The following is a 22133-nucleotide window of genomic DNA, read 5'->3' as shown; positions in this document are numbered from 1 at the left end:
TAGTTTAATCTAATAAAAAAATAATTTTTATAAAATTTAAAAAATTTAAAAAAATACATGTTTATATATAAACTATTATTTCTTTAATTACTTTATAAAAAATTAATTTAATGGAAACATACTTTTTTAAAAAAGTATGTTTTTATTAATAAAAAATAATTACTCTTTTTTTAAAATACAGAATTTAAATTTTTTTTACAAAGCAGTAAACTACGATAAAAAAATAGACAAGTATTGTAATTTACTCCATATAAAAAATTTTTTATGATTATTTTTAATATCTATTTCTATTTCTGTAAGTAACTTTATTGAAAAATATAATTTTTTAATATCATTTTTTTTTAAATAATTAGAAAAATATATTAAGCGATGGCTATTTATATTTTCTTTTTTTAAAAAAGATGTGATTTTTTTATCTTGGAAATAAAATTTCACTAAAATTAATAAATCTTTTTGAAAAGATCTAATTAGTAAAATAGGACTATATTCTTCAGATAATAATTTATTTATTATTTGTATAGATTTTTTTTTATTTCCATTGAGAATAGCATTATTTAATTCTATAGGGTTAATTTTTTTTTGATTAATTAGTAAACTATTGATTTTGTCAAATGAATCTTTTTTATTTTTTAAATTAAAAAATTTTGAATTATCTATTTTCTTTTTTAATAAACATAAATTATTTTCATAATTTTTTTTTATATTTTTAGAAAAATTTATGTTATTAATTCGTAACTTTTCTTTTATCCATAACTTTTTATCAGATTTATTCAAAAAATAACAAAATATTAAAATTCCTGTTATTTTTTTTTTATTACTTGGAATTCGATTATTTCTACTAATAGAAAAATTTTTAGATTGAATAATAATAATATTTTTTTTAGTTAATAAAGTAAATATTTTTTTTAAATTTTTATCTAATGTAAATATTTTTTTTTCATCTTTAATAATTAATATTATTATGGTTTTAATATTAAAAATATTTTCATTTTTTAATAAAAGAAATACTTCATCCCAGTTAAATTTTGATGAAATAAAAAATATTTTTTTTTCAAGAAAATTCTTTTCTTTAGATATTTTAAATATTTTTTCTTTAGCTTCATCCAACAAACTGAATTCATTACCAATTAAAAAATAATAATAAAAAAAATTTTTTTTACTAATAAAATTAATTTTGTTTAAGTAAATTTTTTTTATAGAAAACATAATAGTTAATATATTGATAAGTTATTTTTTGTTTATACTAATGAATAGTATTATTTATTTTTTATAAAATAATTGATTGTTTTATTATAAATAATCAATTAATTAGTTGTTCGTATTTTATTTAAAATTTTTAATTGAAAATATATTTCTATATAATAAAATTAATGATTTTATTAGGAATAAAAAATATTTTTTTTATTTTTTTTTCATTTAAAAAATTATTAATTATATTTTCATTTAAGATTTTATAAACAATATTTTTTTTAGTTTCATTTCTTTTAAATTCTACAATTTTTCTTTTCTTTCCATTTATTTGAACGACAATTAAACAATTCGGATTTTCTAAAAAATTTTTATTTAATTTAGGCCAGTGCATGAAATCTATGTCTTTTTTAGACATTATTTTTTTAAGTATAATAAAACTAAAATGAGGAATAAAAGGATATAGCATTTGTATACTATAAATTAAGGAATTTCTCACTAACATTTTATCTTGTAAATCATTGATAGGCACTTTAATCAATTTGTTTATAAACTTAATAATTTCCGAAATAGCTTTGTTGAAAGTTTGTCGTTTATCTATATTTTCAGTAACAATTTTAATTGTTTGATTTAAAGATATATACAGTAATTTTTGATTTAAATTTAATTCTTTTACTTTTATTGTTTTTAGTGAACTTTTATTTTTGATATGTTCTGAGCAAAAATTCCATAATTTATGAATAAATCTATTCATTCCTTTTATAGAAGACTGATTCCATTCGATTGAAATTTCTGGTGGAGCTGAAAACATGATAAATAACCTTAAAGTGTCCACTCCATACTTTTTAATTATTAATTTCGGATCTACTCCATTATTTTTAGATTTGGACATTTTTATCATTCCAGCATGAAACACTTTTTTTCTATTTTTAGTGTATGCATTAATAATTTTTCCGTTTTTATCTTTTAAAATATCAAGTTTTTCAGGAGACATCCAAATCTTTTCTTTTTTTTCATTAAAATAATAAAAAGCATCAGATAAAACCATTCCTTGACATAACAAACGTTTAACTGGTTCATCATAAGGAATTAATCCAAAGTCTCTTAATAATTTATGGTAAAATCTAAAATATAATAGGTGCATAGTAGCATGTTCAATTCCTCCGATATATTGATCTACTGGTAACCAATACTTTGCTGCATTGAAGTTAATCATTCCTTCTTCAAATTTAGGGGACGTATATCTTGCATAATACCAAGAAGATTCTATAAATGTATCAAAAGTATCTTTTTCACAAATATTTTTTTTGTTATTAATTATTATATATCTTTTTGATAATTCATTTTTTTTCGGTAAGAGTAAAGGAAGTAGTTTTTTAGGTATTGGTACATTTTTTCCATTTTTTTCTATAGCAATAGGTATAGGAGCTCCCCAATATCGTTGTCGTGAAATTCCCCAATCTTTTAATTTATAAAGTATTATTTTTTTATTTATTTTTTTTTTCTTTAATATTTTTTTAATAAGGTTTAATCCTTGTTGGATATTTAATCCAGTAAATTTCTCTGAATTAAATAAATATCCTTTTTTTAATATCGATACTTTATTGGTTTTTGGTTGTATTCCATTTGGTTTTAGTAATATGAATTTAATTTTAATTTTATTGAATTTAGCAAATGTCCAATCTTTTTTATTATGAGCTGGTGTTCCAATAGAAAAAAATTTTTTATTTTTTTTATAGTTACTTACCCATATAGGTAATTCTTTTTTATTAATCGGATGTAAAGCAATTAAGTTTGTTTTTTTACCTTTTACAAAAGAGAAATTTTCTATATTATTAAATTCTTTAGTTTTATTAATAAAATTTTTTATTGATTTATCTTTTTTAGATAAAAATTTAACAAAATCATGATCTGTAGGAATAATAACAAAAGTTGCTCCCATAATATATTCTAATTTTTTAATATATGCTATAAAGGTGGTATTTAAATTTTTAATTTTTAATTTAATTCCTATATGGGAAGTTTTACCAATCCAATTTTTTTGCATATTTTTTACTTTTTCTGGCCAAAATTTTAAATTTTTTATGCCATTAAGTAATTCTTCAGCATATTGAGTAATTTTAATAAACCATTGAGGAATGTTTTTTTTAGTTACTTTTGTTTGGCATCTCCAACATAATCCATCTATTACTTGTTCATTTGCGAGTACTGTTTTATCAGTAGGACACCAATTAACATCTTTAGTTTTTTTATAAGCTAATTTTTTTTTATATAGTTCTGTAAAAAACCATTGTTCCCATTTATAATAACTAGGTTTACAAGTAGTTAATTCTCTTTCCCAGTCATAACTAAAACCCATCTCTTTTAATTGTTGTTTCATAGACTCTATATTTTTATAAGTCCAATCCATAGGATGAGTATTATTTTTTATAGCGGCTATTTCTGCTGGAAGTCCAAAAGCATCCCAACCTATGGGTTGTAATACATTTTTACCTAACATTCTTTGATATCTTGATATTACATCACCAATAGTATAGTTTCTAATATGTCCCATATGTAAATTTCCAGAGGGGTATGGTAACATTACTAAACAATAATATTTTATTTTTTTAGAGTTTTCACAAACTTTAAACGTTTTATTTTTTTTCCAATATTTTTGTACATAGTTTTCTATTTCTTTAGCTTGGTATGTTTTTTTCATTTAATTTAATATCTTTTTTTTAAGTTTTTAATGAATATATTATTGGAATTTTTTTTAAAATTTAGATAAATATTTATTTATGAATATTTTCTGATGTAAGTATAAAATTTTATTTTTTTATAGAAGATAAAAGTAAATTTTTAGGAATTTCTACATGCATTGTTAATATTTTTCTATTATCTATTGTGGATATTTTAAACTGATAATTATTAATACAAACTTTTTTGTTGATTTTTGGTAAATATCCGATTTTTTTCATAACTAAACCTCCAATAGTGTCTACTTCTTTATCAAAAAAATTTGTATTAAATTTTTCATTAAATTCTTTAATTTGAGTTAAAGCTTTAATTGAAAATGTATATTGATTTATTTGCCTAATATTAATATTTTTAATATTATCAAATTCATCTTTAATTTCTCCAACAATTAATTCTAATATGTCTTCGATAGTAATTAAACCGGATACAATGCCAAATTCATCTATAACTATAGCCATATGATTTCTTTTTAATTGAAATTCTTTTAGCATTTTATCAAGATGTTTACTTTCTGGCACAACAATAGCTGGTCTAAGAAAATTTTTTATAAAAAATAAATTTTTTTCTTTATATATAAAAGATAATAAATCTTTAGCAATTAAAAAACCTTCAACATAATTTTTATCTTTACTCATAATAGGGAATCTAGAATGAGCTGATTTAATTATAATATCTAGACATTTGTTTAATTTATAATTTAAGTTTAAAGTAACCATTTGAGTTCTTGGAATCATAATTTCTTTAACAGTTTTTTTTGCTATAAGCATTACACCTTCTAACATATTTTTGGTATCTTGATCAATCAATTCTTTTTCTTTGGATTCCTGTATTAATTTTAATAATTCTTCTCTATTTTTAGGTTCATCATTGAATAATTGGTGTAATAAAATCGAAAAAAAACCTTTTTTATTGTCTTTGTTAATATTTTTTAATAAAGAATCTTTCATAAAATTTTATTATATCTCTTACTTTTATATATAAAAAAAATTTTTGATTTAAATCATATTACTTATATATGGATTTTTAAAACCTAACTTTTTAAGTATTGTACATTCTAATAATTCCATTTTTTTTGTTTCTTTTTTTTTAATATGATTATATCCTAATAAATGCAATACTCCGTGTATAAATATGTGAGCCCAATGTCCTTTTATATTTTTTTTTTGTTTTTTGGCCTCTTTTTTTATGATTTTACTACAAATTACTAAGTCTCCTAAAAGGATATTATTTGAGTTTAAATATAGATTATAAGGAAATGAAAGAATATTTGTTGGTTTTTTTTGGTTTCTATAAAAAAAATTTAGTTTTTTTATTTCTTGAGAATCAACAATTCTTATTGTTATAAAATTTTTTTTTTTATGTGAGGTACTTTTTTTACCCAATTAATAAATTCTATTTTTTTGGGACTGTATTCATATTTTTTAGTAGTATTTTCTAAATTAATTATTATCATTTTATAATAAAAAGAATTTTTCCATATTAGAATTATTTTTAAAATTTTTTTTGATTTTTTTTATTTTTATGTTTTCAAAATATTGATTATGTTAATTAACATAATCTACAAATATACCTCTAACTGAGTGAATAAATGTATGAGTAATTTTTACTTTTACAAATTTTCCAATCATTGTAGATATTCCTTGAAAATAAGCAATTCTATTGTTTTCTGTTTTTCCATATAATTCAGTAATATTTTTTTTAGAAACACCTTCAACTAAGACCAATTGGATGCTATTCATCATTTTTTTTGTCCAATTAAATGCTTGTTTTCTTATTTTTTTTTGTAATAGATATAATCTATTTTTTTTCTCTTGTAGGCTTACATTTTTATCCGACATTATTGAAGCTGGTGTTCCAGGTCTAGGAGAATAAATAAAACTAAAACTCATATCGAAATTAATTTCTTCAATTAATTCCATTGTTTTATGAAAATCTAATTCAGTTTCTCCTGGAAATCCGACTATGAAATCAGAACTAATTTGCATGTTAGGTCTAATTAAAAGCAATTTATTAATTATTTGTTTATAGTCTAAAACCGAGTGCCCTCTTTTCATTAAATTTAAAATTCGATTTGAACCACTTTGAATCGGTAAATGAAGAAAATTAACTAATTTAGGGACTTTTTTATAAACATTAATAATTTCATCTGTAAATTCTACAGGATGACTAGTTGTAAATCTAATTCTTTTAATTTCATCAATTTCAGATATCAGTTCAATTAATTCAGAAAAAGAACAAATTCCACCATAAGCCGTTTTTCCTCTATAAGCATTTACATTTTGTCCTAATAAGTGAATTTCTTTAATTCCTTTATTTGCTAAAGAAATAATTTCAAATAAGATATCATCGCATTTTCTACTAACTTCTATACCCCGAGTATAAGGAACAATACAAAAAGAACAAAATTTATTACATCCTTCTATTATTGAAATATACGAAGATATTTTTGAATGCCTAGGTTTTAATAAAGCGTCAAATTTTTCTTTTGTAGGAAAGGAAATATCAATAAGGAATTTTTTTTCTTTTTTTACTTTTTCTATCATATTAGGTAATCTATGTATCGTTTGGGTACCAAAAATAATATCAATATAATTGGCTCTTTTATAAATTTCCTCTCCCTCTTGTGTTGCTACGCATCCTCCTACAGCAATAATTATTTTTGAATTTTTTTCTTTTAGTTTTTTCCATCTACCTAGTTGATGAAATAATTTTTCTTTTGCTTTTTCTCTAATTGAACATGTATTAAGAATTAATATATTTGCGTCTTCTGGTTTATTTACTAAAAAATACTTTTTTTGATTTAATAAAAGATTTGAGATGATTGATGAATCATATTCATTCATCTGACAACCCCAAGTTTTAATATATATTTTTTTCATTTTTAATTACATATTTTAAACAAAATTTTTTTGAAAAATATTGATTATACAGACTATGTTATTTTTTATTATATCTCAATTATTTAATTTTAATTAGATATTTTTTATATTTAAAACAAGTAAATTCAATTACAATAATTAAATAGCTACTATTGCTTTAATTGAAGGATAAGGTTTGTAATTAATAATTTTAAAACTTTGAAAATTATAATCAAAGATAGATTGCGGTTTATTTTTTATGACTAGTTTAGGCAGCTTTCTAGGTTTTCTAAGAATTTGCTGTTTAGCTAGTGAAATATGATTTTTATACAAATGAACGTCTCCTCCTGTCCAAAGTAATTCTCCTGGAAATAAATCACATTGTTGAGAGATCATATGTAATAATATAGCATAACTAGCTATATTAAAAGGCAATCCTATAAAAACATCACAAGAACGTTGATAAATTTGACAACTTAAAGTTTTTCCTAAAACATAAAATTGAAATAACACATGACAAGGCGGTAATGCCATTTTGCTAATATCTCCAACGTTCCATGCAGAAACAATAATTCTTCTAGAGTTAGGATTATTTCTAATTTCATTTATTACGTTTTTAATTTGATCTATTTTTTTTCCAGTATTATTCTCCCAAGATCTCCATTGTTTTCCATAAATAGGCCCTAAATTTCCTTCTTTATTAGCCCATTTATTCCAAATTGATACTTTATGTTTATTTAAATATTGGATATTTGTTTTTCCTTTAAGAAACCATAATAATTCATAAATTATTGATCTTATATGACAACATTTTGTTGTTATTAATGGAAAACCATTTTTTAAATTAATTCTCATATTGTATCCGAATAGAGAAAGAGTCCCTGTTCCTGTACGATCTTTTTTATCTTTTCCAAAGTTTAAAATTTTTTTTATTAATTTTAAGTAAATTTTCATTTTTTTTGTATAATAGTTATTATTTTTTTTAAAAAATTTTTTTAAGAATTTTAAATTTTATTAAATATTTTTTTTAAATTTCTAATTTAATTAAATCTTCTATAGTTTGTCTTCTTCTAATTAAATGAAAACTATTTTTTTTGAATAAAACTTCAGGAATTAATGGACGACTATTATAGTTTGAGGACATAGAGGCGCCATATGCTCCTGTATTATGAAAAATTAAATAGTCTCCTGGTACTACTTTAGGCAATAATCTTGTTTTAATATTTCCGTTTTTACATTGTGTAAATACATCTCCTGATTCACATAAAGGGCCAGCAACTATTGTTTTAATTTTTTTTTCATAATTAATAATATGTTTATTTCCGCTAATTACTGATATTTCATGATAACTACCATACATAACAGGGCGCATTAAGTCATTAAATCCTGCATCTACTAATACAAAGTTATTGGTTCCCATTTTTTTAACCGATCTAACTTGAGTAATAAGAATGCCTGATTCTCCAACTAAAAATCGTCCTGGTTCAATTTCTAAATGAATATCTTTTCCTAAATATCGGGATATTTTATTTCTTGCATTGTTCCATAAAGAAAAATAATGTTCAATATCTATTGATTTTTCATTAGTTTGATAAGGGATGGATAATCCCCCTCCTGCTGAAATACTACTTATTTTTTGATTTAAATCAATAGCATATTTTACCATAGCATCGCATACTTTTTTTAAATGGAAATAATCTACTCCTGATCCAATATGCATATGTAGTCCAACTAATTTTAAATTATATTTTTTTATTATTTTAATTGCTAATTTTGGATCCCAAATTCCATGTTTACTATTTTCTCCACCAGTATTTGTTTTTTTACTATGTCCATGTCCAAATTTAGGGTTTATTCTTAACCAAATATGATGTTTAGGAGATATTTTCCCAAGTTGGGATAACATATCGATTGATCCCACATTAACTGGAATATTAAATTTAACTACGGTTGATAAAGTATCAATATTAAAAATATCAGCTGTGTAAATAATTTCATTATTCTTAGGATCGAATCCGGAGAATAAAGCTCTTTTTATTTCTCCGTCTGAAACTGCATCGACTTTTACTTTTTTTTCTTTCATGAATCGAAGAATATGAATATTAGAACAAGCTTTTTGAGCAAAACGAATAGTATCAAATTCTTTTAATTTTTTTATTTTAGATTCAATAATATCAGAGTTATACATCCATAAAGGAGTATTATATAATTTTATAATTTTTAGTATTTTTTCTTTATGAATATTTATAAAGAAAATTTTTTTTGACGAAAACATGATTTTCCTTGGTTATTTTATATACAAGATAAAATTTAATTTTAATTAATTAAAATATAAATTTTTATAAAAATTATTTATTTTTTTCTTTTAATATAGGGAAAAGAATTACATCTCGAATATTATTCTGATTAGTTAAAATCATTATTAAACGATCTATTCCAACTCCCAATCCTGCCGTTGGAGGTAGTCCATATTCTAAAGCATTAATATAATCTTTATCATAAAAAAACATATCTAATTTATTTAGATTTTTTTTCTTTATTTGTTCTTTAAATCTATTTTTTTGATCTTCCGAATCATTTAATTCAGAAAAACCATTTGCTATTTCGTAACCTGCAATAAAAAATTCAAATCTTTCAGCAATATTTTTGTTAAAATCTGATTTTCTAGCTAATAATGAAACTTCAATAGGGTATTCCGTAATAAAAGTAGGTTGAATAATTTTTTTTTCTACGGTTTTTTCAAAGATTTCAATAATAAATTTTCCAATTTTCCAATTTTTATCTATTTCTATATTTAATTTTTTTGAAATTTTTTTTATCCTTGATAAGGATTCTAAATCTGTATCTTTAATTTGAGGGTTATGTTCTAAAATTGCTTTTTTTATGCTAATTTTTTTGAATGGTAAATTAAAATTTATTTTATTTTCAGCATAATTAATAGTTTCTTTTTTAAAAGTTTTGCGAATTATTTTTTTTATTATTTTTTCAAGAATGACCATCATGTCTTCATATGTATCATATGTGGAATATAATTCCATCATAGTAAATTCAGGGCTATGTCTTGTAGATATTCCTTCATTTCTAAAATTTTTATTTATTTCAAAAATTCTATTAAATCCTCCTACAATTAATTTTTTTAAATAGAGTTCAGGAGCAATTCTAAGGTACAGATTCATATTTAAAGTATTATGATGTGTTATAAATGGACGAGCATCAGCTCCTCCAGGAAGATTTTGTAATATAGGAGTTTCCACTTCTAAAAAATTGTTTTTTTCCATAAAATGACGAATATTAATCATAATTTTTGAACGAATTTGAAAAATAGTATAAATTTCTTTATTACTAATTAAATCTAAATATCGTTTTCTATAACGTAGTTGTTGATCTGTCAATCCATGATATTTATTTGGAAGTGGACGTAAAGATTTATTTAACAGTTTAAGATTTTCACAATAAATAGATAATTCTTTTGTTTTTGTTTTAAACAGTTTTCCTTTAATTCCTATTATATCTCCTAAATCTAAATCTTTAAATTTTTTAATATATTTGTTTAATAAAATTTTTTCTTTCGTTAGATATATTTGTATTTCATTATTTCCTTCTTGAATTATTATAAATGTTGATTTTCCCATAAATCTTTGTTTAATAATTCTTCCTGCAACTTTAACAATAATATTTTTGTTTTTTAGTTTTAAACTTTCTACATTTTTATAGGCAAAGATAATATCTTTAATTAAAATATTTGGCTTAAATTTATTAGGAAAATTAAATCCTTTAGAACGAAGCAAATTTAATTTTTTTATTCTAATTTTTTTTTGATCATTTTCTTCTGTAGTTAAAAATGTATTTTTATCTTTCTGATAATTCATATTTTGTCCTTTATATTCCAAGTTTTAAACTTTTTTCTATAAATTGATCTAGTTCTCCATTTAATACATTCTGTACATTTCTTGTTTCTATTTTTGTTCTTAAATCTTTAATTCTAGAATTATCTAATATATAAGAACGGATTTGATTTCCCCATGCAATATCTGATTTATTTTTTTCAATATCTTTTTTATTTTTATTTTTTTTTCTTAGTTCTAATTGATACAGTTTACATTTAATTTGTTTAATAGCACTTTCTTTATTTTTATGTTGTGATCGGTCATTTTGACATTGAGTTACTATACCTGTAGGCAAATGAGTAATTCGTACAGCAGATTCAGTTCTATTAACGTGTTGTCCTCCTGCGCCTGAAGCTCTATAAACATCTATTCTTAAATCAGAGTTTTTTATTTCAATATTTATTGAATCATTAATTTCAGGATAAATAAATACTGATGCAAAAGAAGTATGCCTTTTACCTCCAGAATTAAAAGGACTTTTTCTTACCAATCGATGAATACCTGTTTCTGTTCTTAACCAACCAAAAGCATAAGGTCCTATAATATGAGCGGTAACTGATTTTATTCCTGAAGCTTCATTATTAGATTCATGAATAATTTTAACTTTAAATTTTTTTTGATCTAACCATTTTAAATACATTCTAAGCATTATTTTAGCCCAGTCTTGTGCATCTATTCCTCCAGATCCAGCTTGTATGTCAAGATAACAGTTATAACTATCTTCTATATTAGAAAAACAAGAATAAAATTCCATTTTTTTTATCATATTTTTTAATTTATTTAATAGAAAGAGTAAATCATTAAAATTCTTTTTTTTTTCTTTTAAATATAGTTTAAATTTTTCTTTAATGATTTTTATTAAAAAAATAATTTTTTCTATTTTGAATAGATTTTTTTTTAAAGTAATTTTTTTTTTATTAAGTTTATGAATTATTTTTGGATAATTCCATATTTTAGGATCATTCAATTGTAAATTTATCTTTTTTATTGTTCTTTTTTTTTCTTTATAATCAAAGAAACCTCCGTATGTCATCTATTTTTTTTTCATAGTTTTTGATTTTATTTTTAATAATATTTATTTCAAACATAATAGTTTTCTCTTAAAATATTTAACATTTATATTTTTTTGTAAATTTATATATATCATAATTTTTTATGTTTTTTATATAAAAATATTATATAATTATTAATTGGTATTTAAAAATTTTTTTAAATAAAAAAAAATAGGTTCTGTTTTAAATGAGATTTAACATATTAATTAATAATAAAATTAACTTTCTTTATTATCAAAAAGTAATGCCAATTTTAATGATTTTAAAAAACTATACTATGGTTGTAGTTGAAGGGGAAAATAGTAAAGAATATTTACAAAGTAAATTGACCATAGATATGAATCAATTTAAAAATGATAAATATCATATGGCTGCTCATTGTTCTATTAATGGGAAAGTATTAGGGGTATTAACTTTATTTAAATATAAAAAAGGATATGCTTACTTAATAAGGAAAAGTACGGTTGATTTACAAGTGCAAGAGTTAAAAAAGTATTCTATTTTTTCGAAATTATCTATTTTTATAGAAAAAAAAGTAAAAATCATAGGATTATCAGGGATAAGAGGAAAAGTTTTTTTGCAAAAGTTTTTTTTAAATATTCCTAATAAAAAAAAAACAATAGTTATAGAAAAAAATATTATTTTACTTTTAGTAGATAATCTTAAAAAGAGGTATTTTTTGATTTTTCCTGAAAAAAAAATATTTTTTTTATATAAAATATTATTTGCAAATTCAAATATTAAAAATTATAAATACTGGAATTTTTTAGATATAGAATCAGGATTTCCTATTATAGAAAAAAATATTCAAGAAAAGTTTCTTCCTCAAGAATTAGGATTACAGAAAATTAATGGAATTAATTTTCATAAAGGTTGTTATCAAGGACAAGAAGTTATTTCTCGAGCTTATTTTAAAAAAATAAAAAATAATTTTTTATGTTGGATGATTTTATATACTGATAATATTTTACAAAAAAATCTAAAAATAGAAGCGAAAATTAAAGAAAAATGGGTAATTGTTGGAAAAATTATTTATACAATATCAAATATTAACAATATTTTTTGGGTTCAAGCTATTTTAAATAAAAAAATAAATTTAAACTGTAAATTTAGAATTTTTTCAAAGAAAAATGAAAAACTTGTTTTAAAAAAAATTTTTTATATTTAGTATCAAAGCAAAAAAATATGTATAATTTATAGGTTTTCTGGCATAATAAATCTTATTTAGTTTAGTATAGTATACGAAAGTATGATTAAATCTAATGTATAAAGGCACTTTATTTATTATTTCAGCACCGAGTGGAACTGGAAAATCTACTTTAATACAACAAATGTTTAAAAAGAATATTTTAGATAATATAACTATTTCTATTTCTTATACTACTCGATTAATGCGAAGAGGAGAAAAAAATGGAAAAGATTACTATTTTGTATCTAAAAAAAAATTTAAAAATATGATAAAAAAAGGATTTTTTTTAGAATATGCAAAAATATTTAATGATTATTACGGTACTTCTAAAATAATGATAGAAAAATTTTTATTATTAGGAATTGATATTTTTTTAATTATTAATTGGGAAGGAGCGCAAAATATTCGAAATAAAATTGAAAATTCGAAAAGTATTTTTTTGCTTCCTCCTTCAAAACAAGAATTATATAGGAGATTACGAAATAGAGGTCAAGATAGTGATCTTGTTATTCATAAAAGAATGAAAACAGCGGTTTCAGAAATTAGTCATTATCATGAATATGACTATGTAATTGTGAATAGTAAATTAAAATTGGCCGTTCTTGATTTGACTAACATTATATTTGCAAATAGACTACGATTATCATATCAAAAGAAAAAAAATTTTTCTTTGATCCAAAATTTACTAAAATGTTAAAAAATTTATTTATGTTTCCTATTAGCGCTTTTTCTAGAACTTTCTGTTAAATATTTTTTTCTAATTCTAATAGATTTTGGCGTTACTTCTACTAATTCATCATCGTTTATAAATCCTAGGGCGTATTCTAAACTTATATTCAAAGGCGGAATTAATGTAATAGCTTCATCAGTTCCAGATGCTCGCATATTAGTTAACTTTTTCCCAGTTAAACAATTAACTGTTAGGTCATTATTTCTATTATGAATACCAATAATTTGTCCTTCATAAACTTTCTCTCCATGAGAGATAAACAAATTTCCTCTATCTTGTAAATTAAAAAGAGAAAATCCAACTGCGGTTCCGGTTTTATTTGCAATCATAACTCCGTTTCTTCTTTGTCCAATATTATTAGCAATAATAGTATCATAATGGCTAAAAGAAGAATAAAATAATCCTGTTCCAGAAGTAATATTCATAAAATGAGAGCGAAAACCAATTAATGCTCTACTTGGAATAATGTACTCTAAGCGAACTTTTTCATTTTTTTCAGAAATCATATTTTTAAGTTCCCCTTTTCTTTCTCCAATTATAGACATTACAGATCCTTGATATTTTTGATTAATTTCTATAATTGTTTTTTCTAAAGGTTCACATAATTTTTCTTTGATTTTTTTTAAAATAACTTTAGGCCTAGATACTTCTAATTCAAATCCTTCTCTCCTCATATTTTCTATTAATATAGATAAATGTAATTCCCCCCTTCCTGAAACACAGAATATATTAGCGTCTAAAGTTTCTTCTATACGTAAAGCAACGTTATTAATAGCTTCTTTTTTTAGTCTTTTAAAAATTTGAGGAGCGGTAATATATTTTCCTTCTATACCGGAGAATGTGGAAGTATTAACACAAAACATCATTTTTACGGTAGGATCCTCTATCTGTATTCGAGGCAATGCTTTAATGTGATCAGGGTCGCAAATAGTATCTGAAATACTAATATCATTTAATCCTGTTAAAGCTACAATATCTCCAGAACAAGCCAGACTAGTTTCTTTTTTTGTTAAACCAACATAGCTAAGTATTTTATTAACTTTCCCAGTTTTTACTTTTTCTTTTTTTACAATTGAAACAGTTTGATTTGGTTTTATAGTGCCTTTAATAATTCTACCTATTCCTATAATTCCTAAATAATTATTATATTCTAATTGTGAAATTTGCATTTGTAAAAAATTATCTGAAAAGTATTGAGGAGCTGGAACATGTTTAATAATAGTTTCATAAAGAGGAGTCATATCACTTTTTATTTTTTCATGATTAAATCCAGATGTACCGAGCAAGGCCGAAGTATAAATAATTGGAAAATCTAATTGTTCATCAGTAGCATTAAGTTCTACAAATAAATCAAAAATTTGATCAACTACCCAATCTGGACGAGCATTTTTTCTATCAATTTTATTTATGACCACTATAGGTTTTATTCCATTCTCAAATGCTTTTTGAGTTACAAATCTAGTTTGTGGCATAGGCCCGTCTAAAGCGTCGACTACGAGCAATACGGAATCTACCATTGATATAACTCTTTCAACTTCTCCTCCAAAATCAGCATGTCCAGGAGTGTCTATAATATTTATTTTATATCCCTTCCAATTAATAGATATATTTTTTGCCAGTATAGTGATACCTCTTTCTTTTTCTAAATCATTTGAATCTAAAATTCTATCTTTAGTTTCTTCATGGTTTTTAAATGTTCCAGATTGCTGCAATAATTTATCTATTAAAGTGGTTTTTCCATGATCAACATGAGCAATAATAGCTATATTTCTTATTTTTTCTTGCATTATTTTTCCCTTAGGATATTAAAACTATAACTATTAAAGTTTTATCTTTTAAAAAATATTTTATTTCTTTTAATTCCTTTTTTAAGTTATAAAAAAACAAAGTTCAAATAAATTAATAGTTTTAAAATTTTATTTTTTAAATATTAAAAAATATAAAATTTGATTAAGTTATGTATTTTGATGTAAAAATAAATTAATTATAAATGCTATTTTTTCAATAAAATCAGTCATAATATGTTTATATCTATAATTTTTTTAATATTTTAAAAGAATATTTTTATAAGTGTTTTTTATACTGTATTAATTATATAATTTTTAGAATACTAATTCAATTAGTAATCTATTTTTTTGTAAATATAAAATATTTTTTTAAATTTAATTTAAAAATTAAAATTTTTTAAAAAGGAGACTATTATGGAAATTAAGTACGATTCTACTTTTTTTTTAAAAAGTATATCAAGTATTTTAGATTTAGATTTTTTTAATGGAATAGAAATTGCTTTTTGTGGAACATCTAATTCTGGAAAATCTACAACTATTAATTGTTTAGTCAATAATAAAAAAATATCTCGAACAAGTAAGTTTCCTGGCAGAACACAATTAATAAATATTTTTGAAGTATCTAAAAATTTTCGTTTAGTAGATCTTCCAGGGTATGGTTTTTCTAAACTATCAAAATTAAAGAAAAAAAAAATAGAATCTTTAATATATAATTATGTGGATAACAGAAAATGTTTAATAGGTTTAGTAGTTTTAATGGATATTAGAAATCCATTAAAACCTCTTGATCAAAGAATTATTTTTTTTTCGGTAAAACGAAATATCAAAGTAATTGTTTTATTAAATAAATCGGATAAAGTATCAGTAAATTTTCAAAAAAAGCAGTTATTAATTGTAAAAAAGCATATTTATGCTATTTCAAAATTTATAAAAGTATATATTTTTTCTTCTTTAAAAAAAATAGGAATTATTAATTTAAAAAATGAATTGCTTACATGGAATAACATTCGATAATTTTTTAATAAAAATTAAAATTAGTTAATGTTTTTATCTAATTTATTTCGCCCCAATTTTTTCCTAACTTAGTGGATACTTTTAATGGAACCTTTAAGGAAATAATATTTTCCATAATATATATTAGTTCAGGAAGTATTGTGGACTGTTCTTTTTCTTTAATTTCAAAGATTAATTCATCGTGTATTTGCATCAGTATTTTGCTAAAAAAATTTTTTTTAGTTAAAAAATTATTTACTTCAATCATTGATTTTTTAATAATATCAGCAGCAGTACCTTGCATAGGTGCATTAATGCAAGAACGTTCAGCAGATTGTCTAAGATATATATTTTTTGATTTAATGTTTGATAAATATAATTTTCTTCCTAAAATAGTCGAAACAAAACCTTTTTTAAGAGCAAATTTTTGAATTTTTTTCGTATAGTTACAAACTTCATTGTATTTTTTAAAAAAAATATCAATATATTTTTGAGCATCTTCTACATTAACATTAATTTTTTTAGATAAACCAAAAGCAGTCATTCCGTAAATTAAACTAAAGTTAATGACCTTTGCTTTTTGTCTTTGTTCATTGGTAATATTTAAAATAGAAGTATTAAAAATTTCTGATGCCGTTAAAAGATGAATATCTTTATTTTTTTTAAAAGCATTAATTAAATAAGGATCATTTGATAAATGAGCTAGAATTCTTAATTCTATTTGGGAATAATCTATAGCAGCAATTATTGTATTTTTAGGAGCAATAAAAGATTTCCTAATTCTCTTTCCTTCTTTCGTGCGAATTGGAATATTTTGTAAGTTAGGATTTGAAGAAGATAATCTTCCTGTTACAGTTAAAGTTTGATGATAAGAAGTATGAATTCTATTATTTACTGGATTAATCATATTTGGTAAAGTATCCAAGTAATTAGATTGTAACTTTCTTAATTTTCGGTAATTCAAAATAATTTTTGCCAAAGGATTTGTTAAAGAAAGTTCTTTTAATACATATTTAGAAGTAGAAAAATTTCCATTTTTATTTTTTTTAATTTTTTTAAATTCAATATCTTTGAATAAAATTGGTTGTAATTGTTTATTCGATAGTAAGTTAAAAGACGTATTAGCTAATTCATAGGCTATTTTTTTAAGGTTATTTAATTTCAAAATGTTTTTCTTAGATTGTTTTTCTAAGATGAATTTATCAATTAAAACGCCATTTTTTTCTATTTTTTCTATTACTTTAATTAAAGGAAAATCAATATTATTTAATATAAAAATATTTTCTTTATTTTTTTTTAAACGAAACCATAAATTTTCATGCAATAAAAATATAGTTTCTGCTTGGATTAATACATCATTTTCATTTAATATATGATTTTTTTTATTTTTAATATTAGTAAATTTTTTTTTGTTGTTTATCCATTTTTCTTTTAATTCTTCTAGACTATATTTTTCTCCAAACTGACTATCTAATAAATATGATTCAATAAAAATATCATATTGGTTTCCAGATAAAACAATGTTATTTTTTTCTAGAATTTGGCTATCTTCTTTTAAATTTTTACTAATTTTTTTATTTTTTTTATTTTCAAAAATAGCTTTAAAATTATTAATAGACGTTTTATTATTAAAAGGAAAATAAATTGTATTTTTTGAGGATAATGAAAAAGCTACTCCTTTTAACTCCTTTATTTTTTTTGAAGACGTATCTAAATGTAAAAAAAAAGAAAACATAGAAGATTCTTTTATTTTTTTTAGAAAAAAATTTATATTCTTTTCTAAATTTTCAGAAAAAATAGTAAAATTATTCATTTTTTTTTTTGGTATTTTTTTTTTATAAAAGAAATCAAAATCTTTAATTTTTTCACTCCATGTATTTATGTTATAATATTTAAAAAAAATACATAAATTTAAAATTTTAGGGTTTGAAAACTCTAATTTTTCGTCTATATTTAGTTTAATATCTAATTTTAAGGTAATTAATTGCTTAAATAAAAATATTGATTTTTTGTGTTCAATTAAAAGAGAGACAATTTTTTTTGAATTCCGTATAATTAAAGAGCTTATATTTTTTATATTCTTATAGATGGATTCAATTGATCCATAATTTTTTATAAGTATTAAAGCTGTTTTGTTACCTATTCCGGGAACTCCTGGAATAGAATCAGATTTATCCCCTATTAAACTTAAAAAATCAACAATTTGTTTCGAAGAAAAACCATATTTTTTTTTTATTTCATAAGGACCAATAACTTTTCCATTTACATTATGGATGATATTAATATTATTTTCTACTAATTGAATCATATCTTTGTCATAGCTTTTAATTAGTACTTTATTTCCATTTTTAGATTCTTTTGAAGCAATTGTTCCTATAATATCATCTGCTTCTATTGTAGGTATACACAAGGTAGGTATACCTAGCATTTTAATAGCTGATTTTAACGGAATAATTTGTACTTTTAAATTATCAGGCATAGATATTCTTTTGACTTTATATTCTTTAAATATAGAATGTCTAAAATTTTTTTGAAATGAATCAAATACAACTATCATTTTTTTTGGTGTATATTTTTTTAATAAATTTAGCAACATATTAATCATTCCATATATTGCATTAGAAGGTTCATTAAAATTATTTTTTAGCTTGGGAAGGGCATAATAAAATCGATAAAGATACAAATTTCCATCGATTAATATAATAGGATTCGATTTATTTGAAGTTTTATTTTTTATGTTCATGAAAATTAAAATTTTAAAATTTTTAAAATTAATTAAGTTTAACATATTAATTTAAATAATAATTATGGATTAATCGTTTATTATATTTAATAAGTGTATTAATAAATTAATTTTGTTAATTTTTTTCAAATTTTAAATATTTTTAAGACTTTAATTTTTGTTAATACATAAAGTTTTCTTATTTTTTATGTTTTTTTTAAATTTTTTTTTAATTTTATATAATTTTTAGTTTATTAAACTTAAATATTTAATTTAATTAACAATTAATAACTTTAAAAACATGAAAAATTTTTTTTATTAATTTATAATTTGATTTTAAGTTATTTATGCTAAATTTTTTTAATAAAATTTGAAAAATATTTTCTTATAGAGATAAAAAGTGAATAATAAAAATAAAAAAAAAAATTGAAAGATATTTCAAATAAATATGAAAATAATTTAAATTTACATACTCCGATAATTAGACAATATTTATCAATAAAAAAAAAATATCCTGATTTTGTTCTTTTTTTTAGAATGGGAGATTTTTATGAATTATTTTATAAAGATGCTATCACAGTCTCCGATATACTAAAAATAGTGTTAACAAATAGAGGATATTCAGCAGGAAAAAAAGTACCTATGGCAGGTATACCTGTGCATACTGCAGAGAGATACTGGAAAAAATTATTAAATTTAGGAAAATCTATTGCTGTATGTGAACAAGTAAAAAATAAATTATCTTGTAAAAATAAATTAATTAATCGAGAAGTTATACAAGTAATTACCCCTGGGACAGTTGTTGAAGATTTTTTTTTAAATAATGATGTAGATAATATTCTAGCAGCAGTTTATAAAAATGAAAATAAATTCGGATATTCTTATGTAGATATTTCTTCAGGAGATTTTTATGTATCAGAACATGAAAATTTAGAATCATTTTTATCTGAATTATACAGAACTAATCCAGTAGAATTATTGTGTAGTGATAATTTTAAAGATATTAATACGATTAAAACTAATAATACTTTAATTGAATATCGTTCTATAGCAGAATTTGAGTTGGAGAGTGCTTATCGCCAACTTATCTTACACTTTAATACTCAAAATTTAGAAGGGTTTGGTTTAAAAAAAGATCATTTAGGATTAGGATCGGCTGGTTGTTTATTACAATATATCAAATCTGTACAAAAAATTCTTTTAAGAAATATTTTATCAATTAAAATAAATGTTCCTAAAAAATATATTTTATTAGATAAAGTATCTAGAATTCATTTAGAATTAACAAAAAATGTATTAGGAGGTTATAAAAATACTTTGTCTTATGTTTTGAATAGATGCACAACTTCTATGGGTGTAAGAATGTTAAAACGTTGGATACATGCACCTATTAGAGATATTAAAATTATTAAAAATAGGCAAAATAGCATAAAAGAATTACAAGAAAAATATATAGAGTTGAAATTTATTTTTAGAAAGATTAGTGATTTAGAAAGAATTTGTTCTCGAGTGGTTACGTTGAAAGCAAATCCAATAGATATAATTAAAATTAAATTAACTTTACTAGAATTTATTAAAATTAAAAAAGTATTAGTAAAAATTAAGGGAGAAAATATAAAAAGAATTGTTAAAAGGTTAGGTAATAACAAGGAAATTATTTCTTTATTAAATTCCTCTATTAATCCAGATTCTCCGATGTCTATAAAAAATGGAAATGTAATAGCAAAAGGATATAATAGAAAATTAGATCATCTAAGGAACATTTCAAAAAATTCATTATCTGTTATTCAAAAATTTGAAACTCTTGAAAAAAAAATATTAAAAATAGATTCTTTAAAAGTAGGTTTTAATAGAATTATTGGTTATTATATTCAAATAAACAAAAAGTATAAAAAATTAATACCTGAAAAATATATAAAAATACAAACATTAAAATTATATAATAGATATACAACATTAGAACTAAAAAAATTTGAAAAAGAAATTATATCATCAAAGTTTAAAAGTTTAGAGTTAGAAAATTATTTATATTATAAATTATTAGAAAAATTAAATTTTTATATACCTTTCTTAAAAATTAGTGCAAAAGCAATTGCTGAACTTGATGTTTTATCGAATTTAGCAGAAAGAGCTGTAAAATTAAAATATGTATGCCCTTATCTAACAAACAAAACAGAAATTCGCTTAAATGATAGTCGTCATCCAGTTATTGAATCAATATTAACTCATTCTTTTGTTCCTAATTCTGTTAATTTATCTAGAAAAAATAGAATGTTAATTATTACTGGTCCAAATATGGGTGGTAAAAGTACATATATGAGACAAATAGGATTAATTGTAATTATGGCATGGATAGGAAGTTTTGTTCCTGCAAAGACTGCTGTTATTGGAAATATAGATCAAATTTTTACAAGAATTGGTTCTTCTGATGATTTATCGGGAGGTAAGTCGTCTTTTATGGTGGAAATGATAGAAACTGCCAATATATTAAATAATGCTACTTCTAATAGTTTAGTTTTGATAGATGAAATAGGAAGAGGAACATCTATTAATGATGGATTAGCTTTAGCTTGGTCAGTTTCTTTATATTTAGTTAAATATATACAATCTATAACTTTGTTTTCTACACATTATTTTGAATTAACAAAATTAGAAAAAAAAAATAAAAATATAAAAAATGTTTATTTATCGACAGTTGAATATGATGGAAAAATTTCTTTTTTATATAAGCTAGAACAAGGATTTATAAATAAAAGTTATGGAATATTGGTTGCTGTTCTTTCTGGATTCCCAATAAAAGTTATTGATTTAGCTAATGCAAAATTAAAAGAAATAAAAATTAAAAAAAAAATAACATTTAGATTATTTTTAAAAAAATATTTCAATATTAGTTCTTTATCTTTTATATTTAAAAAAATAAAAGGAATAAAAAAAATTTTTTTTAAAAATTTTTAATTTATTTTTTTTAATATAATTATCGATAATATC

The 22133-nt window shown here is 21.5% G+C and carries 15 protein-coding genes; 4 read left to right on the top strand and 11 right to left on the bottom strand.

The window, feature by feature from the left end; genetic code table 11:
- Window positions 1-210 precede the first annotated feature (210 nt).
- The 9 genes from AB4W62_RS01850 to prfB all read right to left on the bottom strand — a co-directional run bounded on the left by AB4W62_RS01850 (window position 211) and on the right by prfB (window position 11760).
- A complete protein-coding gene (locus AB4W62_RS01850) occupies window positions 211-1110 on the bottom strand; it encodes a hypothetical protein (protein WP_367679794.1) in 900 nt (299 codons plus the stop codon).
- A 244-nt stretch (window positions 1111-1354) separates the two neighbouring features.
- Entirely contained in the window at window positions 1355-3889 is a 2535-nt protein-coding gene (gene leuS / locus AB4W62_RS01845) for a leucine--tRNA ligase (protein WP_367679793.1), read from the bottom strand.
- A 109-nt stretch (window positions 3890-3998) separates the two neighbouring features.
- The gene (corC, locus tag AB4W62_RS01840; RefSeq protein WP_367679792.1) at window positions 3999-4874 is read right to left on the bottom strand and encodes a CNNM family magnesium/cobalt transport protein CorC; all 876 of its coding nucleotides are present in this window, start codon (window positions 4872-4874) and stop codon (window positions 3999-4001) included.
- Window positions 4875-4922: 48 nt separating this feature from the next.
- Entirely contained in the window at window positions 4923-5309 is a 387-nt protein-coding gene (gene ybeY / locus AB4W62_RS01835; protein WP_367679791.1) for an rRNA maturation RNase YbeY, read from the bottom strand.
- A 162-nt stretch (window positions 5310-5471) separates the two neighbouring features.
- Window positions 5472-6806, bottom strand: coding sequence for a tRNA (N6-isopentenyl adenosine(37)-C2)-methylthiotransferase MiaB (gene miaB, locus AB4W62_RS01830; RefSeq protein ID WP_367679790.1), 1335 nt, complete (start codon window positions 6804-6806; stop codon window positions 5472-5474).
- Window positions 6807-6944: 138 nt separating this feature from the next.
- Window positions 6945-7739, bottom strand: coding sequence for a thymidylate synthase (gene thyA, locus AB4W62_RS01825; protein WP_367679789.1), 795 nt, complete (start codon window positions 7737-7739; stop codon window positions 6945-6947).
- A gap of 73 nt (window positions 7740-7812) precedes the next feature.
- The gene (gene lysA / locus AB4W62_RS01820) at window positions 7813-9060 is read right to left on the bottom strand and encodes a diaminopimelate decarboxylase (protein ID WP_367679788.1); all 1248 of its coding nucleotides are present in this window, start codon (window positions 9058-9060) and stop codon (window positions 7813-7815) included.
- 73 nt (window positions 9061-9133) lie between these two features.
- The gene (gene lysS, locus AB4W62_RS01815; RefSeq protein WP_367679787.1) at window positions 9134-10654 is read right to left on the bottom strand and encodes a lysine--tRNA ligase; all 1521 of its coding nucleotides are present in this window, start codon (window positions 10652-10654) and stop codon (window positions 9134-9136) included.
- 10 nt (window positions 10655-10664) lie between these two features.
- A protein-coding gene (prfB, locus tag AB4W62_RS01810; RefSeq protein WP_367679786.1) for a peptide chain release factor 2 occupies window positions 10665-11760 on the bottom strand; the annotation gives its coding sequence in 2 pieces (ribosomal slippage) (window positions 10665-11684 and window positions 11686-11760; 1095 coding nt in all).
- 151 nt (window positions 11761-11911) lie between these two features.
- On the opposite strand from prfB, the gene ygfZ reads away from it, so the two are divergent.
- The gene (gene ygfZ / locus AB4W62_RS01805) at window positions 11912-12892 is read left to right on the top strand and encodes a tRNA-modifying protein YgfZ (RefSeq protein WP_367679785.1); all 981 of its coding nucleotides are present in this window, start codon (window positions 11912-11914) and stop codon (window positions 12890-12892) included.
- A 94-nt stretch (window positions 12893-12986) separates the two neighbouring features.
- Entirely contained in the window at window positions 12987-13610 is a 624-nt protein-coding gene (gmk, locus tag AB4W62_RS01800) for a guanylate kinase (RefSeq protein WP_367679784.1), read from the top strand.
- 5 nt (window positions 13611-13615) lie between these two features.
- Here gmk and typA read toward each other — a convergent pair whose 3' ends face one another.
- Window positions 13616-15430 (bottom strand): translational GTPase TypA, encoded by a 1815-nt coding sequence (typA, locus tag AB4W62_RS01795; protein ID WP_367679783.1) that lies wholly within the window; start codon window positions 15428-15430, stop codon window positions 13616-13618.
- 414 nt (window positions 15431-15844) lie between these two features.
- On the opposite strand from typA, the gene yihA reads away from it, so the two are divergent.
- Window positions 15845-16444 carry a ribosome biogenesis GTP-binding protein YihA/YsxC gene (yihA, locus tag AB4W62_RS01790; protein ID WP_367679782.1) on the top strand — a complete coding sequence of 200 codons (600 nt, stop codon included), beginning with the start codon at window positions 15845-15847 and terminating at the stop codon, window positions 16442-16444.
- A 37-nt stretch (window positions 16445-16481) separates the two neighbouring features.
- Here yihA and polA read toward each other — a convergent pair whose 3' ends face one another.
- Window positions 16482-19166, bottom strand: a complete 2685-nt coding sequence (polA, locus tag AB4W62_RS01785) for a DNA polymerase I (protein ID WP_367679781.1) — start codon at window positions 19164-19166, stop codon at window positions 16482-16484.
- A 414-nt stretch (window positions 19167-19580) separates the two neighbouring features.
- Here polA and mutS point away from each other — a divergent pair, with 414 nt between their 5' ends.
- The gene (mutS, locus tag AB4W62_RS01780) at window positions 19581-22100 is read left to right on the top strand and encodes a DNA mismatch repair protein MutS (RefSeq protein ID WP_367680142.1); all 2520 of its coding nucleotides are present in this window, start codon (window positions 19581-19583) and stop codon (window positions 22098-22100) included.
- Window positions 22101-22133: the final 33 nt, after the last annotated feature.

Source organism: Buchnera aphidicola (Mindarus abietinus) (assembly GCF_964059085.1).
Classification (GTDB): domain Bacteria; phylum Pseudomonadota; class Gammaproteobacteria; order Enterobacterales; family Enterobacteriaceae; genus Buchnera_A; species Buchnera_A aphidicola_C.
The sequence above is the reverse complement of the archived record's forward strand: the minus strand, read 5'-3'. Positions and strand labels throughout refer to the sequence as shown.

Excerpts from the sequence above, each read along its gene's own strand:
- leuS (WP_367679793.1), bottom strand. The coding sequence starts at position 3,889 with ATGAAAAAAACATACCAAGCTAAAGAAATAGAAAACTATGTACAAAAA.
- corC (WP_367679792.1), bottom strand. The coding sequence starts at position 4,874 with ATGAAAGATTCTTTATTAAAAAATATTAACAAAGACAATAAAAAAGGT.
- miaB (WP_367679790.1), bottom strand. The coding sequence starts at position 6,806 with ATGAAAAAAATATATATTAAAACTTGGGGTTGTCAGATGAATGAATAT.
- thyA (WP_367679789.1), bottom strand. The coding sequence starts at position 7,739 with ATGAAAATTTACTTAAAATTAATAAAAAAAATTTTAAACTTTGGAAAA.
- lysA (WP_367679788.1), bottom strand. The coding sequence starts at position 9,060 with ATGTTTTCGTCAAAAAAAATTTTCTTTATAAATATTCATAAAGAAAAA.
- lysS (WP_367679787.1), bottom strand. The coding sequence starts at position 10,654 with ATGAATTATCAGAAAGATAAAAATACATTTTTAACTACAGAAGAAAAT.
- ygfZ (WP_367679785.1), top strand. The coding sequence starts at position 11,912 with ATGAGATTTAACATATTAATTAATAATAAAATTAACTTTCTTTATTAT.
- gmk (WP_367679784.1), top strand. The coding sequence starts at position 12,987 with ATGTATAAAGGCACTTTATTTATTATTTCAGCACCGAGTGGAACTGGA.
- typA (WP_367679783.1), bottom strand. The coding sequence starts at position 15,430 with ATGCAAGAAAAAATAAGAAATATAGCTATTATTGCTCATGTTGATCAT.
- yihA (WP_367679782.1), top strand. The coding sequence starts at position 15,845 with ATGGAAATTAAGTACGATTCTACTTTTTTTTTAAAAAGTATATCAAGT.
- polA (WP_367679781.1), bottom strand. The coding sequence starts at position 19,166 with ATGAACATAAAAAATAAAACTTCAAATAAATCGAATCCTATTATATTA.